Genomic DNA, 15,832 nt, shown 5'->3' with positions numbered 1-15,832 from the left:
GTTCATCCGTTGGCGCACCGCGTCGTCGAGTTCGGTCCGCGAGACAGAGCACCGACCGAGTGGGAACGAATTCGTCGGACGAGGCTAGCGTCGAGGCATGGACACGTTTCAAGCGCTCGTTGCGCGCCAAGATGGTGACCGGATAACAACCTCGATCGAGACGCTGGGCAACTCCGACCTGCCGCCCGGTGACGTGACAATCCGGGTGCTGTACTCGAGCGTCAACTACAAAGACGCGTTGGCGCTGACGCCCGGCGGCGGGGTGGTGCGCAATTATCCGGTGGTGCCGGGCATCGACCTGACCGGCGAAGTCGTCGACTCCGCATCGCCCGACTTCGCCGTCGGCGACCAGGTATTGGCTCACGGGTACTCGATCGGCACCGGCCACCACGGCGGCTACGCCGAGTACGCGCGGTTGCCCGCCGACCAGGTGGTGCCGCTGGGCCCCCTCAGCCCGCACGAGGGCGCCGCGATCGGCACCGCCGGGTTCACCGCGGGGATGAGCGTGCAGGCACTCCTGGAATGGGGCATCGCGCCCGACGCCGGCCCCATCGTGGTCACGGGCGCCACCGGCGGCGTGGGCTCGGTCAGCGTGGACCTGCTGGCGGCTGCCGGTTATCAGGTGGTGGCGTCGACCGTTAAGGCCGACGCGGCCGACCGCTTGAAAAGCCTTGGTGCCGCGGAGGTTATCGGTCGGCTACCCGCCGACCCCGACGCCAAGCCGCGACCGTTGGGCAAGGCGCGCTGGGCGGGCGCCGTGGACTGCGTGGGCGGCGCGACCCTCGCCGACGTGCTCAGCACCGTCGACTACGGCGGCGCGGTCGCGGCCAGCGGGCTCACCGGCGGCCCGGCGCTGAACACCACGGTGATGCCGTTCATCCTGCGCGGCGTCGCGCTGCTGGGCATGGATTCGGTCCTGATGCCGATCGGGCGGCGCCGCGAGCTGTGGGCCCGCCTGGGCGATACGTTGCGGCCCCGTCACCTGGACTCGCTGGTGACCGACGTCGACGTCAAGGACGTGGTGGGCGTGATCGACCGGGTGCGTGCCGGTGAGTTCTCCGGGCGCGCGGTGGTGCGGGTCGCCGGTGGTTTTTGAGTCGGCATACGCTGGGCGGGCGCTGATCGGCTGACGACGGAGGTGGCATGCGCGCGATACGGGTGACCCGGCTGGACGGTCCTGACGCGGTCGAGTTGGCCGACATCGACGAGCCGGCCGGCGAGGGCGTGGTGGTCGACGTGCACGCGGCCGGCGTAGCGTTTCCCGACGCGCTGCTCACCCGCGGCCTCTACCAGTACCGCCCCGATCCGCCGTTCGTGCTGGGCGCCGAGATCGCCGGGGTGGTCCGCTCCGCGCCCGACGACGCCCACGTGCGGCCCGGGGACCGGGTGGTCGGCCTGACGATGCTCGCGGGCGGCATGGCCGAGGTCGCCGTGCTGTCGCCCGACCGCGTGTTCAAGCTGCCCGACAACGTCAGCTTCGAGGCGGGCGCCGGGTTGTTGTTCAACGACCTGACCGTGTATTTCGCGCTGACGACGCGCGGGCGGCTGCAGCGGGGCGAGACGGTGCTGGTGCACGGAGCGGCCGGAGGCATCGGCACCTCCGGGCTGCGGCTGGCGCCGGCGCTGGGGGCTTTGCGCAGCATCGCGGTGGTCAGCACGCCGGAGAAGGCCGACATCGCCACCGCCGCCGGTGCCACGGACGTGGTCCTGGCCGACGGGTTCAAGGACGCGGTCAAGGAACTGACCGACGGCCGCGGGGTCGACATCGTCCTCGACCCCGTCGGCGGCGATCGGTTCACCGATTCGTTGCGTTCCCTGGCCCCCGGTGGGCGGCTCCTGGTGGTCGGCTTCACCGGCGGCGAGATTCCGACCGTCAAGGTAAACCGGTTGCTGCTCAACAACATTGACGTGGTCGGCGTGGGTTGGGGCGCGTGGACGGGACGACACCCCGGCGCGCTGGCCGAGCAGTGGGCCGGCCTCGAACGGCTGCTCACGTCTGGCGAGCTCGCCGCCCCCGAGCCCGCGGTCTACTCGCTGGACGAGGCGGGCGCCGCCATCGCGTCGCTGGAGAACCGCACCGCGAAGGGCAAGGTCGTTCTGCGGGTGCGCGGCTAGGGGCGGCGCGCTTCCGGCGGCCGCTCTCCGCCGCGCTTCCGGCGGCCGCTCTCCGCGGTAATAGGCGAAGTGCCCGCCTCACAGCGACAACGCGGGGTGGGCGAAGGCCGGCTGGTGCGCGGCCGAGGGCGGCGCGCTTCCGGTGCGCTTGCGGCGGCCGCTCTCCGCGGTAATAGGCGAAGTGCCCGCCTCACAGCGACACCGCGGCCAGCGAGCGGCACGCTACGCGACGCGTTCCTCAGTTGTCGCTATGAGGTGGGCACAAAACCAGTCGACTCCGGACTGGGACTGCTGGGGCTCCTGAGCCCACGCGCGCGCCCGTCGGCCCCTTGTGCGGTGCAGTAGCGAAAACTAACGTCACTTTCCAGTTTTGCGCTCGTCGCCCCCGCCGTCAGGAGAGTTTGGTTCGTCGTGCACGGCACCTTGGCAGACCCCAACACGCCGCGGGGTTGGCTGTCGCGCCGCAACGGCGACGACGCCCGTGGTGACCGGCTGGCCTGTAGTCCCCCGACATTCCGGCGCCATCGATGAGTAATGTTGCCGACGAGCCAAGCCACAACCGCTGGCCACTCGACGGGCACCAGGACGAGGATATGCACGACATTCGCTGCGCCACAGGACATTACGCGGGCCAAGGCCACCGCGACAGGCGGGGCGCCGTCGTCACCGATTGCCAAGCCGGGCACCGCTTCGCGGGTGCGCGATGACGTCACCCGGCGCGGCGGGACCCCTCGACGGCATCCGGGCCCTCGAACTGGGCACCCTGATCGCCGGCCCCTTCACCGGCCGGCTGCTGGGCGACATGGGCGCCGACGTCATCAAGGTGGAGCTGCCGGGGGCCCCGGACCCGCTGCGAACCTGGGGCCAGGCGGAACTCGACGGCCACCACGTGTTCTGGACGGTGCACGCCCGCAACAAGCGCGCCGTCACCCTGGACCTGCGCCATCCGCGGGGCCGCGAGCTATTTCTCGACCTCGTCGCCGAGTCGGACATCGTGGTCGAGAACTTCCGCCCCGGCACGCTGGAGAAATGGGACCTCGGCTACGAGGTGCTGCGCGACCGCAACCCCGGCGTCATCCTGGTCCGCGTCTCCGGTTACGGCCAGACCGGCCCGGACGCGCGCAAGGCCGGGTACGCCTCGGTCGCCGAGGCCGCTAGCGGATTGCGGCACCTCAACGGCTTCCCCGGCGGCCCGCCGCCGCGGCTGGCGCTCTCGCTCGGCGACAGCCTCGCCGGCATGTTCGGCGCCCAGGGCGCGCTGGCCGCGCTGTACCGCCGCAGCGTCACCGGTCGCGGCCAGGTGGTGGACGTCGCGCTGACCGAATCGTGTTTGGCTGTACAGGAATCCACGATCCCCGACTACGACCTCGGCGGCGTGGTGCGCGGACCGTCGGGCACCCGACTCGAGGGCATCGCGCCGTCGAACATCTACCGCACCGCCGACGGCTCCTGGGTGGTGATCGCCGCAAACCAGGACACGGTATTCGCACGCCTGTGCAAGGTGATGGGGCGCCCGGAGCTGGCCACCGACGACCGGTTCGACACCCACGTCGCCCGCGGCCGCAACCAAGACGAGCTCGACGAGATCATCGGCGAATGGGCGGCAGCGCGGCAACCCGCCGACATCATCGACACGCTGAGCGCTGCCGGTGTGATCGCCGGACCCATCAACACGGTGGCCGAGGTGGTCGCGGACCCGCAGCTGCGCGCCCGCGGCATGCTGGTCGAGCACTACGACGAGCGCGTCGGGCGCACCGTGCTGGGGCCGGGCGTGGTGCCGGTCCTCTCCGAGTCGCCGGGCGCCGTGCGCAGCGCCGGCCCCGCTCGACCGGGGCAGCACAACGACGAGGTCTACCTGGGGCTGCTGGGCCTGACACGAAAAGAACTCGACGAGCTGCGGACCGAGGGGGTGCTGTGACCAAGGTCGACATTCGTGAGGTGGCGCTGCGCGACGGGTTGCAGATCGAGAAGCCGATCCCGTTGTCGGCCAAGCTCGAACTGCTGGCCGCCGTGGCGGCGACCGGTGTGCGCGAGGTCGAGGCCACCGCATTCGTGTCCCCGTCCAAGGTTCCGTCGATGGCCGACGCCGCCGAGCTCGCCGCCCACTTGCGGGACTATCCCGATATCGAATTCTCGGCGCTGGTCGCGAGCGCGGGCGGCGCCAAGCGGGCCGTCGCGGCCGGGTTGCGTTCGATCGAGTACGTCGTCGCCGCCGACGACACCTTCAGCAACGCCAACGTGGGACGCACCAGCGCCGAGGCCACCGAGCAGATCGGCGAGATCGTCGGCATCGCGCACGACTCCGGCGCCACGGTCGAAGTCGTCGTCGCGACGGCCTGGGACTCCCCCTTCGAGGGCGCGACCCCGCCGCAGCGGGTGCTGGAGATCGCCACCGCCGCCCGCGGCGCGGGGGCCGACCGGTTCTGCATCGCCGACACCATCGGCACCGTCACACCGGGTCGGGTGAATTCGCTTGTCGCGCAACTGCGCCCGGTCATCGGCGACCTGCCGCTGGGCGCGCACTTCCACAACACCCGCGGCTCGGGACTGGCCAGCGCCTACGCCGCCGTGCAGTGCGGAGTCACCCGCCTGGACGCGTCGGCGGGCGGCCTGGGCGGCTGCCCCTTCGCGCCCGGCGCCACGGGCAACATCGCCACCGAGGATCTAGTTTATCTGCTGCGCGACAGCGGCATCGAGGTCGATATCGACCTGCAGGCGGCCATCGCCGCCGCCCGCGTCGCGAAATCCGTTGTCGGCCATGACCTTCCCAGTGCGCTGCTGCGGGCCGGGGACCGGATCCGTGACTGATCTCCGCCCCCGGGCAACACCGGCGCTGACGGCCGAGGGCCGGCGCAGCCCGGTAACGTCGGCGGGAGGTTTTATCTCGGCGGCTTCGCCGGTAGGGACGAACACTGGCCGCGCGGACCCGAGGAGATAGCGTGGATTTCACTTTGCCCGAACACCTTCCGGGTGTGCTCGCCGAGATGGACGAGTTCATCGAAGCCGAGATCAAGCCGCTGGAACGCGACAACATCCAGTACTTCGACAAGCGCCGCGAACATGCCCGCACCGACTGGGACAACGACGGCATCCCCACCGACGAGTGGGAAAACCTCCTTGCCGAAATGCGCAGGCGCGCCGACCAAGCCGGCTGGCTGCGCTACGGACTGCCGGCGTCGTTGGGGGGCCGCGACGGCAGTAACCTCGACATGGCCGTGATCCGCGAACACCTGGCGCACCGCGGCCTGGGACTGCACAACGATCTGCAGAACGAATCGTCGATCGTCGGGAACTTCCCGCAGGTGATCATGATGGAGCGCTTCGGCACCGACGAACAACGCCGAGTGTGGTCGGAGGCGCTGATCACCGGTGAGCGCTCGATGGCGTTCGGTCTGACCGAACCGCAACACGGCTCGGACGCGACCTGGCTAGAGACCCGCGCGCAGGCCGACGGCGACGGCTGGGTGCTCAACGGCGCCAAACGGTTCAACACCGGAGTGCACCGGGCCACCCACGACCTGGTATTCGCGCGGACGTCCGGGGAGCCCGGCGCCGCCCTGGGCATCACCGCCTTCCTGGCGCCCACCGATGCGCCCGGTTTCACCGTCCCGTACTACTGGTGGACCTTCAACATGCCCACCGACCACGGCGAGGTCGAGCTCACCGACGTGCGGGTGCCGGCCGACGCCGTGCTGGGCGAGGTGGACCGCGGGCTGGAGGTCGCCCAGACCTTCTTGCACGAGAACCGGATTCGGCAGGCGGCCAGCAGCCTGGGCGCGGCGCAGTACTGCATCGACCGGGCCGCCGAATACGCCGGAGCGCGCCTGGTTTTCGGCAAGCCGCTGTCGGTCAACCAGGCCGTGCAGTGGCCGCTGGCCGAGCTGCAGACCGAAGCCCAGATGGTCCGGCTGCTGGTGCACTACGCGGCCTGGCACCTGGACCGCGACCACCACATGGAAGTGTCGGACAAGGTTTCGATGGCCAACTATCGCGCAAACCGGCTGGTGTGCGACGCCGCCGACCGGGCCATGCAGATCTTCGGCGGCCTCGGCTACAGCCGGCACGAGCCGTTCGAGCACATCTACCGCCATCACCGGCGGTACCGCATCACCGAGGGCGCAGAGGAGATTCAGATCCGCCGGGTGGCCCAGCGCCTGTTGAAGTTCGGCGCAAAGTGACGGGCCCGGGCCGCGCGGCCACCGCCGTCGACCTGGCGCTCGCGCTGCGCGGCGTGCTGGCGCCGGTGCTCGGCGGTGAGCCCGCGATCGAGAACCTGCGCGCCCTGACCGGCGGCGCCAGCCGGACCACCTGGGCGTTCGACGCGGACCTGGCCGGACAACGCCGCTCGCTCATCCTGCGTACCGGGCCGCCCGAGGCCGTGCACGCCGGCATGGAGCTCGAGGCCAGCGCCCAGGCCGCCGCCGCGGCGGCGGGCGCGCCCGTCCCGCACGTCCTAATCGCCGCCGATTCCCTTGACGCCCTGGGCACCCCGTACCTCATCTGCGACGAGGTCCGTGGCGAGACCATCGTCCGGCGCATCCAACGCCAGCTCGACGCCGCCGGTGGGCACGCGGCCCGCACCCGGCTGCTCGGGCAGTGCGCCACGGCGCTGGCCGCGATCCACCGCGCCGACCCACGCGTGCCCCGGCTGACCCACGAGGACCAGCTCGCCCAGTGGCGCGACCGGCTCGACGCCATGGACGACACGACGGCCACCTTCGAGTGGTCGTTTCGCTGGCTGGCCGCGCACCGGCCCGCCCCGACCGCCACGGTGCTGGTGCACGGGGACTATCGGATGGGCAACCTGATCGTCGACGGTGCCGACCTCGCCGCCGTGTTGGATTGGGAGCTGGTGCACCTCGGCGAGGCGTGTGAAGACCTTGCCTGGTTCTGCATCCGCGCCTGGCGGTTCGGCGCCCCGGCCGGGCAGGGCGCCGGGGGGCTCGGCAGCGTCGAAAGCTTCCTGCGCGCCTACGAACAGGCCAGCGCGACTACCGTCGACCGGGTGGCGTTTCACTGGTGGCTGGTGCTGGCCACGCTGCGGTGGGGCGTCATCTGCCGCTTCCAGGCCGAACGGCATCTCAGCGGTGAACTGCGTTCGGTCGAGCTCGCGACCATCGGCCGCCGGGTCTGCGAGACCGAATGGGATCTGCTCGAACTGCTCGACGAGGCCCCCCGATGATCGGCGCCTACGGCCGCCCGCTCGCGGCCGAACTCGTCGCCGCTGTCGCCGAATTCCTGGAGACCGACGTCCGGGAGGCCACCACGGGGCAGGTCAATTTCCACGCCCGGGTGGCCGCCAACGCGCTGCGCATCGTCGAGCGCGAACTCCTGGACGAGGGCGAGGCCGAGGCCCGCGCCGCCCTGGCCGACCTGGGGTTCGCCGACGAGGATGAGCTCGCCGCCGCCATCCGGGCCGGCCGGCTCGACGGGCGCGCCGGCGACGTCGTCGCGTGCCTGCGCACGGTGGTGCGACATCGCCTGGCCGTCGCGCACCCGGGGTACGAGTCGTCGGGCTAAGCCCCCCGGCGCGCACCACCGCGAACGACGTTGCCGGACAATGCGTTTGATGCGGGCGCAGGGAGATGGGGGCCGGCCGCGGCGGCCTGGTCGACGCGGCCGGCGGGCGCGGCGATCCCGCTGGCGTCGCGCCGCCACCCGCCGAGGGGTTAGATTCTGCGCGACGACGCGGGTGCGACAGATGGGGAGCCGATGACAACCTTGGAGTCACTGCTGAAAGATCCCGAGCTGACCGGCGTGTGGACCTTGGTGCCGGACCGCACGGCCATCACGTTCGCGATCCGGAACATGTGGGGCCTGATGCGCGTGAAGGGCCGGTTCACCGAGTTCAGCGGTGACGGTCAATTGACCGACGCCGGAGCGGTTTTCGGCCGCGTCGACATTCGGGCCGCCTCGCTGGACACCGGCATCGGCCGCCGCGACGAGCACCTGCGCTCGGCGGACTTCTTCGACGTCGAGCGCTACGGCGAGATCACCGTCGTCGTCACCGCGGTGCACCCGACCGCAGGCAAAGCCGCCGACCTGCAGGCAAACTTCACGATCAAGGGCAACACCGCCTCGCTCGCTGTGCCCGTCACCATCTCCGAGCTCGACGACGGCGCCATCCGCGTCGCCGGCGAAACCAAACTCGATCGGGCGCAAGTCGGGCTCGGCTGGAACCGGCTCCGCATGATGGCCCCGACAGCAACCGTGGCGGCCGACGCCATCTTTGTGCGGGCATCCCGATAAAAACGGCGACGACACCAGTACCATCTGCACCGTGTCCGACTCCAGCCCCGACTCGACCGTGGCCCTGCGGGTCCTGGTTTACAGCGACAACGCCAAGACCCGCGAGCAGGTGATCCGGGCGCTGGGCAAACACCTGCACCCCGACCTGCCCGAGCTGACCTACGTCGAGGTCGCGACCGGTCCCATGGTGGTGCGGCGGCTCGACGAGGGCGGCATCGACCTGGCGATCCTCGACGGCGAGGCCACCCCCACCGGCGGCATGGGGATCGCCAAGCAGCTCAAGGACGAACTCGAGACCTGCCCGCCGATCGTCGTCCTCACCGGCCGGCCCGACGACGCGTGGCTGGCCAGCTGGTCGCGCGCCGAGGCCGCCGTCCCGCACCCGCTGGACCCCATCGTGCTGGGCCGCACCGTCATCGGCTTGCTGCGCACCCCCACCCGCTAGCCCTTCGACCTCGGTAAACGGGCGCGGCAGCCGGCCGTCGCCCCTCTTCGCCACCGTCGCCGACGGCCACCTCGATTCCTCGCCGCACGCCCGTCTCAGGCGTCCCAGGCGCCACTTGGTGACGGCAGGCCCCACCCCGAGCAAGCGCGACGCGCGCTGCAACGCTATGTTGAAGATCACTGTGGCGCGCTTCAGACCCAGTACGTCACAGCAGCCCGGTGACCGCCTGGCCGCCTCCGGGGGGCCCGCACGACGGATCTTGGAGCGAATTGAACGTCTACATACCCATCCTGGTGCTCGGCGCGATCGCCTTTGCCTTCGCGGTCGGCTCGGTAGCGATCGCGAGCCTCGTCGGCCCGTCGCGCTACAACAAATCCAAGCTCGCCGCCTACGAATGCGGGATCGAGCCCACCGAGACGTCGGTCAGCGGCCCCCAAGCGACCCCCGGCCAGCGGTTCCCGGTGAAGTATTACCTGACCGCAATGCTTTTTATCGTCTTCGACATCGAAATCGTGTTCTTGTATCCCTGGGCGGTCAGTTACGACGCGTTGGGAACGTTCGCGCTGGTCGAAATGGTGGTGTTCATGCTGACGGTGTTCGTGGCGTACGCCTACGTGTGGCGCCGCGGCGGCCTGACGTGGGATTGAGGTAAGACGTGGGCCTGGAAGAACAGCTGCCCGGTGGCATCCTCCTGTCGACGCTGGAGAAGGTCGCCGGTTACGTCCGCAAGAACTCGCTGTGGCCCGCCACCTTCGGGCTGGCCTGCTGCGCGATCGAGATGATGGCCACGGCCGGGCCGAGATTCGACATCGCGCGGTTCGGCATGGAGCGGTTCTCGGCGACGCCGCGCCAGGCGGATCTGATGATCGTCGCCGGCCGCGTCAGCCAAAAGATGGCGCCCGTGCTGCGGCAGATCTACGACCAGATGGCCGAACCCAAATGGGTGCTGGCCATGGGTGTCTGCGCGTCGTCGGGCGGCATGTTCAACAACTACGCGGTGGTCCAAGGCGTCGACCACGTGGTGCCCGTCGACATCTACCTGCCCGGCTGCCCGCCGCGCCCCGAGATGTTGCTCTACGCAATCCTCAAGCTGCACGACAAGATTCAGGAGATGCCGCTCGGCGTCAACCGGGAGACCGCGATCGCCGAGGCGGAGCAGGCGGCGCTGTCGGCCCGGCCCACGATCGAGATGCGTGGGCTGCTGCGATGAGCTCGCCGGATCAGGACCCGGGAGAAGCGGTCAGCCGCAACGACGAAGAAGTGATCGACGTGCGACGCGGCATGTTCGGCGCCAAGGGGTCGGGTGACACCTCGGGGTACGGCCGGCTGGTCCGCGAGGTACTGCTGCCGGGCAGCAGCCCGCGGCCCTACGGCGGCTACTTCGACGAGGTCGTCGACAACCTCACCCAGGCTTTGGAAAGCAGCGGTGTCGAATTCGCCGATGCGATAGAAAAAGTCGTGGTCTACCGCAACGAGCTCACGTTGCACGTGCGCCGCGAACAACTGCCGGCGGTCGCGCAACGCCTGCGGGACCACCCGCCACTGCGGTTCGAGATGTGCCTGGGCGTCAGCGGCGTGCACTACCCGCACGAGAAGGACCGGGAACTGCACGCCGTCTACCCGCTGCAGTCGATCACACACAATCGCCGAGTTCGCCTGGAAGTGGCGGCGCCGGACGGGGATCCGCACATCCCGTCGCTGTACAGCGTGTACCCGACCACCGACTGGCACGAGCGCGAGACCTACGACTTCTTCGGCATCATCTTCGACGGGCATCCCTCGCTCACCCGCATCGAGATGCCCGACGACTGGCACGGCCACCCGCAACGCAAGGACTACCCGCTCGGCGGGGTCCCCGTCGAATACAAGGGTGCCCGGATACCCCCACCCGACGAGCGGAGGGCGTACAACTGATGAGCACCGTCACGGATTCGGCGCCCGGCGCCTCGGACAGCCCCGAAAAGGTCATCGTCGCCGGTGGGCAGGACTGGGACCAGGTGGTCGAGGCGGCCCGCGCGGCCGATCCCGGCGAACGCATCGTGGTCAACATGGGCCCCCAGCATCCGTCCACCCACGGCGTGCTGCGGCTGATCCTGGAGATCGAAGGCGAAACGGTGACCGACGCCCGGTGCGGAATCGGCTACCTGCACACCGGGATCGAGAAGAACCTCGAATACCGGTACTGGACGCAGGGCGTCACCTTCGTGACCCGCATGGACTACCTGTCGCCGTTTTTCAACGAAACCGCCTACTGCCTGGGCGTGGAGAAACTGCTCGGCATCACCGACGAGATCCCCGAACGCGTCAACGTCATCCGGGTGCTGATGATGGAGCTCAACCGGATCTCCTCGCACCTCGTCGCGTTGGCCACCGGTGGCATGGAATTGGGCGCCATGACCCCGATGTTCGTCGGCTTCCGCGGCCGCGAAATCGTGCTGACCCTGTTCGAATCCATCACCGGCCTCCGCATGAACAGTGCCTACATCCGGCCCGGCGGTGTCGCGCAGGACCTGCCGCCCAACGCCCACACCGAAATCGCCGACGCCCTCAAACCGCTGCGTCAGGTGCTGCGCGAGATGGGCGACCTGCTCAACGAGAACGCCATCTGGAAGGCCCGCACGCAGGACGTCGGTTACCTGGACCTCACCGGTTGCGTCGCGCTGGGCATCACCGGACCGATTCTGCGGGCCACCGGCTTGCCGCACGACCTGCGCAAGAGCGAACCCTACTGCGGCTATGAGAATTACGAATTCGACGTGATCACGGCCGACACGTGTGATGCTTACGGGCGCTACATCATTCGCGTCAAGGAGATGTGGGAGTCGATCAAGATCGTGGAGCAGTGTCTGGACAAGCTCGAGCCCGGCCCGACAATGATCGAGAATCGCAAGATCGCCTGGCCGGCCGACCTCAAGGTGGGCCCCGACGGCATGGGCAACTCCCCCGAGCACATCGCGAAGATCATGGGCGGCTCGATGGAGGCGTTGATCCACCACTTCAAGCTCGTCACCGAGGGCATCAGAGTGCCTGCAGGGCAGGTGTATACGGCGGTGGAGTCGCCGCGCGGTGAACTCGGCGTGCACATGGTCAGCGACGGCGGCACCCGGCCCTACCGGGTGCACTACCGCGACCCGTCGTTCACCAATCTGCAGTCGGTCGCCGCGATGTGCGAGGGCGGGATGGTCGCGGACCTGATCACCGCCGTCGCGAGCATCGACCCGGTCATGGGCGGGGTGGACCGATGAGCGAACCCAACGTCAGCGGCAGCGGCGAGCGCGTCTTTCTGCGCCTCGGGCCGCCGCCGGACGAACCCAACGCGTTCGTCGTCGAGGGCGCGCCGCAGTCGTACTCGTCCGACGTGCAGGCCCGCCTGGAGGTCGACGCCAAGGAGATCATCGGCCGCTACCCCAACAAGCGCTCGGCCCTGCTGCCGCTGCTGCACCTGGTGCAGTCGGAGGACTCCTACCTGACGCCCGCCGGCCTCGAATTCTGCGCGCAGCAGCTGGGACTCACCGGCGCCGAGGTCTCGGCGGTGGCGAGCTTCTACACGATGTACCGCCGCGGTCCCACGGGCGACTACCTGGTGGGCGTGTGCACCAACACGCTGTGCGCGGTCATGGGCGGTGACGCCATCTTCGACAGCCTCAAGGAACACCTGGGCGTCGGGAACGACGAGACCACGCCCGACGGCTCGGTCACGCTGCAACACATCGAATGCAACGCCGCGTGCGACTTCGCGCCGGTGATCATGGTCAACTGGGAATTCTTCGACAACCAGACGCCCGAATCGGCGCGCCGGCTGGTGGATTCGCTGCGCGCCGGCACGCCCGAGGCGCCGACGCGGGGCGCGCCGCTGTGCGCGTTCCGGGAAACCTCGCGCATCCTCGCCGGCCTGCCCGACGAGCGGCCCGACCAGGGGCAGGGCGGCGCCGGGCCGGCCACCTTGGCCGGCCTGAAGGTGGCCAAGGAACTCCGGATGCAGGCACCGCCCGCGCCGGACCACGCCGCGGAAGGACAGTGATGGCCGCCCCGACCGCACCCCAGTCGACGCCGCTGACGCCGGTGATCAGCCGGTACTGGGACGACCCGCAGTCGTGGACGCTGCAGACCTACGAGCGCAACGACGGCTACCAGGCGATGAAGAAGGCCCTGGCCATGGAGCCCGACGCGGTCATCGGCCTGGTCAAGGACTCCGGGCTGCGCGGGCGCGGCGGCGCGGGCTTCTCCACCGGCACGAAATGGTCGTTCATCCCGCAGGGCGACAGCGGCGCGGCCGCCAAGCCGCATTACCTGGTGGTCAACGCCGACGAGTCGGAACCCGGTACCTGCAAAGACATTCCGCTGATGCTCGCGACACCGCACGTCCTCGTCGAGGGCGTCATCATCGCCGCCTACGCGATCCGGGCCAGCCACGCGTTCATCTACGTGCGCGGTGAGGTGCTGCCCGTGCTGCGCCGCCTGCAGAACGCCGTGGCCGAGGCCTACGCCGCCGGCTACCTGGGCCGCGACATCAACGGTTCGGGCTTCGACCTGGAATTGGTGGTGCACGCGGGCGCCGGCGCCTACATCTGCGGCGAGGAGACCGCGCTGCTGGACTCGCTGGAGGGCCGGCGCGGCCAGCCGCGACTGCGTCCCCCGTTCCCCGCGGTCGCCGGGCTCTACGGCTGCCCCACCGTGATCAACAACGTCGAGACCATCGCCAGCGTGCCCTCGATCGTTCTCAACGGCGTCGAATGGTTCCGGTCCATGGGCAGCGAGAAATCGCCCGGCTTCACGCTGTACTCGCTGTCCGGACACGTCACCCGCCCGGGCCAGTACGAGGCGCCGCTGGGCATCACGTTGCGCGAGTTGCTCGCCTACGCCGGCGGCGTGCGCGAAGGCCACCGGCTCAAATTCTGGACCCCGGGTGGCTCCTCCACCCCGCTGCTCACCGACGAACACCTGGACGTCCCTTTGGATTACGAGGGCGTCGGCGGGGTCGGCTCGATGCTGGGCACCAAGGCGTTGGAGATCTTCGACGAGACCACCTGCGTGGTGCGAGCGGTGCGGCGCTGGACCTATTTCTACAAGCACGAATCCTGCGGCAAATGCACTCCGTGCCGGGAGGGCACCTTCTGGCTGGACCAGATCTACGAGCGCCTCGAGACCGGCAAGGGCACCGGCGAGGACATCCAGAAGTTGCTGGACGTCTCCGACACCATCCTCGGAAAGTCGTTCTGCGCCTTGGGCGACGGTGCGGCCAGCCCCGTGATGTCGTCGATCAAACACTTCCGCGACGAGTACGTCGCCCACGTCGAAGGGGGCGGCTGCCCATTCGACCCCCGAGACTCCATGCTGACGGCGGACAAAGGGGGATCATGACCCAGACGGCCGATACCGGAAACCGCGTCGCTGCGCCCGAGATGGTGACACTGACCATCGACGGTAACGAGATCAGCGTGCCGAAAGGCACGTTGGTGATCCGCGCGGCCGAACTGATGGGCATTCAGATCCCTCGGTTCTGCGACCACCCGCTGCTGGACCCCGTCGGCGCCTGCCGGCAGTGCCTGGTCGAGGTGGAGGGCCAGCGCAAGCCGATGGCGTCGTGCACCACGGTCGCGACCGACGACATGGTGGTGCGCACCCAACTGACCTCGGAAGCCGCCGACAAGGCGCAACACGGCGTCATGGAATTGCTGTTGATCAACCACCCGCTCGACTGCCCGATGTGCGACAAGGGTGGCGAATGCCCGCTGCAGAACCAGGCAATGTCGAACGGGCGCGCCGACTCTCGCTTCACCGACGTCAAGCGCACCTTCGCCAAACCGATCAACATCTCCGCCCAGGTGCTGCTGGACCGCGAGCGCTGCATCCTGTGCGCCCGGTGCACCCGGTTCTCCGAGCAGATCGCCGGTGACCCCTTCATCGACATGCAGGAGCGCGGCGCGCTGCAGCAGGTCGGCATCTACGCCAACGAGCCGTTCGAGTCGTACTTCTCGGGCAACACCGTGCAGATCTGCCCCGTCGGGGCCCTGACCGGAACGGCCTACCGGTTCCGCGCCCGCCCGTTCGACCTGGTCTCCAGCCCGAGCGTCTGCGAGCACTGCGCGGGCGGCTGCGCCGAGCGCACCGACCACCGGCGTGGAAAGGTGTTGCGCCGCTTGGCTGGCGACGACCCCGAGGTCAACGAGGAGTGGAACTGCGACAAGGGCCGGTGGGCCTTCCGCTACGCCACCGAACCCGACGTCATCACCACCCCGCTGATCCGGGACGCCGACGGCTCCCTGCAACCGGCGTCGTGGTCGCACGCGATGGCGACGGCGGCCCGGGGACTGGACGCGGCGCGGGGACGCGCCGGGGTGTTGGTCGGTGGCCGGGTCACCCTCGAGGACGCCTACGCCTACTCGAAATTCGCCCGTATCGTGTTGGACAGCAACGACATCGACTTCCGGGCCCGGCCCCACTCCGGTGAGGAGGCCGACTTCCTGGCCGCCCGCGTGGCGGGCAAGCCGCTCGAGGTCAGCTACGCCGACCTGGAATCCGCCCCCGTCGTGCTGCTGGTCGGCCTGGAGCCCGAAGAAGAAGCGCCCATCGTGTTCCTGCGGCTGCGCAAGGCGGCCCGCAAACGCGGGCTGCGGGTCTTCGCGGTCGCCCCGTTCGCAACGCGCGGGCTGACGAAGATGTCGGGCACGTTGCTGCAAACCACGCCCGGCGCCGAGGCTTCGGCGTTGGACGGGCTGAGCACCGGCGAGGTCGGCGACCTGCTGGCCGGCCCCGGCGCCGTCATCATGGTCGGCGAGCGCCTCGCGGCGACGCCCGGCGCGCTGTCCGCCGCGGCGCGGCTGGCCGACGCCACCGGCGCGCGGCTGGCCTGGGTGCCGCGGCGGGCCGGCGAACGCGGGGCGCTGGAAGCCGGCGCGCTGCCGGGCCTGCTGCCCGGCGGGCGCCCCCACGGCGACGAGGCAGCCCGCGCGCAGGTGGCCGGCGCCTGGCACGTGTCCGAATTGCCCACGGCCGCAGGGCGTGACGCCTCGGCAATCCTGG

At 69.8% G+C, this 15,832-nt stretch carries 16 protein-coding genes; all 16 read left to right on the top strand.

Features of this window, described 5'->3' with window-relative positions:
* Window positions 1-97: 97 nt before the first annotated feature.
* Complete coding sequence (locus A5700_RS07805; protein WP_068070397.1) at window positions 98-1,096, top strand: acryloyl-CoA reductase; 999 nt, start codon at window positions 98-100, stop codon at window positions 1,094-1,096.
* 47 nt (window positions 1,097-1,143) lie between these two features.
* Entirely contained in the window at window positions 1,144-2,115 is a 972-nt protein-coding gene (locus tag A5700_RS07800) for an NADPH:quinone oxidoreductase family protein (protein WP_068070396.1), read from the top strand.
* 703 nt (window positions 2,116-2,818) lie between these two features.
* Complete coding sequence (locus A5700_RS07795; protein ID WP_068070395.1) at window positions 2,819-4,033, top strand: CaiB/BaiF CoA-transferase family protein; 1,215 nt, start codon at window positions 2,819-2,821, stop codon at window positions 4,031-4,033.
* On the top strand, window positions 4,030-4,923 hold the full coding sequence (locus tag A5700_RS07790) for a hydroxymethylglutaryl-CoA lyase (protein ID WP_068070394.1): 894 nt from the start codon (window positions 4,030-4,032) through the stop codon (window positions 4,921-4,923). The genes A5700_RS07795 and A5700_RS07790 overlap by 4 nt, the downstream gene beginning before the upstream one ends.
* A gap of 131 nt (window positions 4,924-5,054) precedes the next feature.
* Window positions 5,055-6,293: an acyl-CoA dehydrogenase family protein gene (locus tag A5700_RS07785; protein WP_068070393.1), complete on the top strand. Its 1,239-nt coding sequence runs from the start codon at window positions 5,055-5,057 to the stop codon at window positions 6,291-6,293.
* A complete protein-coding gene (locus A5700_RS07780) occupies window positions 6,290-7,297 on the top strand; it encodes a phosphotransferase family protein (protein ID WP_068070392.1) in 1,008 nt (335 codons plus the stop codon). Before A5700_RS07785 ends, A5700_RS07780 begins: the two co-directional genes overlap by 4 nt.
* Window positions 7,294-7,635 (top strand): DUF6285 domain-containing protein, encoded by a 342-nt coding sequence (locus A5700_RS07775; RefSeq protein ID WP_068070391.1) that lies wholly within the window; start codon window positions 7,294-7,296, stop codon window positions 7,633-7,635. The genes A5700_RS07780 and A5700_RS07775 overlap by 4 nt, the downstream gene beginning before the upstream one ends.
* Window positions 7,636-7,827: 192 nt before the next feature.
* Window positions 7,828-8,364 (top strand): YceI family protein, encoded by a 537-nt coding sequence (locus A5700_RS07770; RefSeq protein WP_068070390.1) that lies wholly within the window; start codon window positions 7,828-7,830, stop codon window positions 8,362-8,364.
* Between the two features lie 31 nt (window positions 8,365-8,395).
* Window positions 8,396-8,809 (top strand): response regulator transcription factor, encoded by a 414-nt coding sequence (locus tag A5700_RS07765; RefSeq protein WP_068070389.1) that lies wholly within the window; start codon window positions 8,396-8,398, stop codon window positions 8,807-8,809.
* 269 nt (window positions 8,810-9,078) lie between these two features.
* Window positions 9,079-9,456 (top strand): NADH-quinone oxidoreductase subunit A, encoded by a 378-nt coding sequence (locus A5700_RS07760; RefSeq protein WP_068070388.1) that lies wholly within the window; start codon window positions 9,079-9,081, stop codon window positions 9,454-9,456.
* A gap of 8 nt (window positions 9,457-9,464) precedes the next feature.
* Window positions 9,465-10,019 carry an NADH-quinone oxidoreductase subunit B family protein gene (locus A5700_RS07755; protein ID WP_068070387.1) on the top strand — a complete coding sequence of 185 codons (555 nt, stop codon included), beginning with the start codon at window positions 9,465-9,467 and terminating at the stop codon, window positions 10,017-10,019.
* A complete protein-coding gene (locus A5700_RS07750) occupies window positions 10,016-10,723 on the top strand; it encodes an NADH-quinone oxidoreductase subunit C (RefSeq protein WP_068070386.1) in 708 nt (235 codons plus the stop codon). The genes A5700_RS07755 and A5700_RS07750 overlap by 4 nt, the downstream gene beginning before the upstream one ends.
* On the top strand, window positions 10,723-12,054 hold the full coding sequence (gene nuoD, locus A5700_RS07745) for an NADH dehydrogenase (quinone) subunit D (RefSeq protein ID WP_068070385.1): 1,332 nt from the start codon (window positions 10,723-10,725) through the stop codon (window positions 12,052-12,054). Before A5700_RS07750 ends, nuoD begins: the two co-directional genes overlap by 1 nt.
* Window positions 12,051-12,830 (top strand): NADH-quinone oxidoreductase subunit NuoE, encoded by a 780-nt coding sequence (gene nuoE, locus A5700_RS07740; RefSeq protein WP_068070384.1) that lies wholly within the window; start codon window positions 12,051-12,053, stop codon window positions 12,828-12,830. Before nuoD ends, nuoE begins: the two co-directional genes overlap by 4 nt.
* A complete protein-coding gene (gene nuoF, locus A5700_RS07735; protein WP_068070383.1) occupies window positions 12,830-14,170 on the top strand; it encodes an NADH-quinone oxidoreductase subunit NuoF in 1,341 nt (446 codons plus the stop codon). Before nuoE ends, nuoF begins: the two co-directional genes overlap by 1 nt.
* On the top strand, window positions 14,167-15,832 hold a 1,666-nt coding region (locus tag A5700_RS07730), incomplete at its 3' end, for an NADH-quinone oxidoreductase subunit G (protein WP_068070382.1). The genes nuoF and A5700_RS07730, both read left to right, overlap by 4 nt.

It is taken from the genome of Mycobacterium sp. E1214 (genome assembly GCF_001666755.1).
Taxonomy (GTDB): domain Bacteria; phylum Actinomycetota; class Actinomycetes; order Mycobacteriales; family Mycobacteriaceae; genus Mycobacterium.
This window is presented reverse-complemented; position numbering and strand designations above follow the sequence as displayed.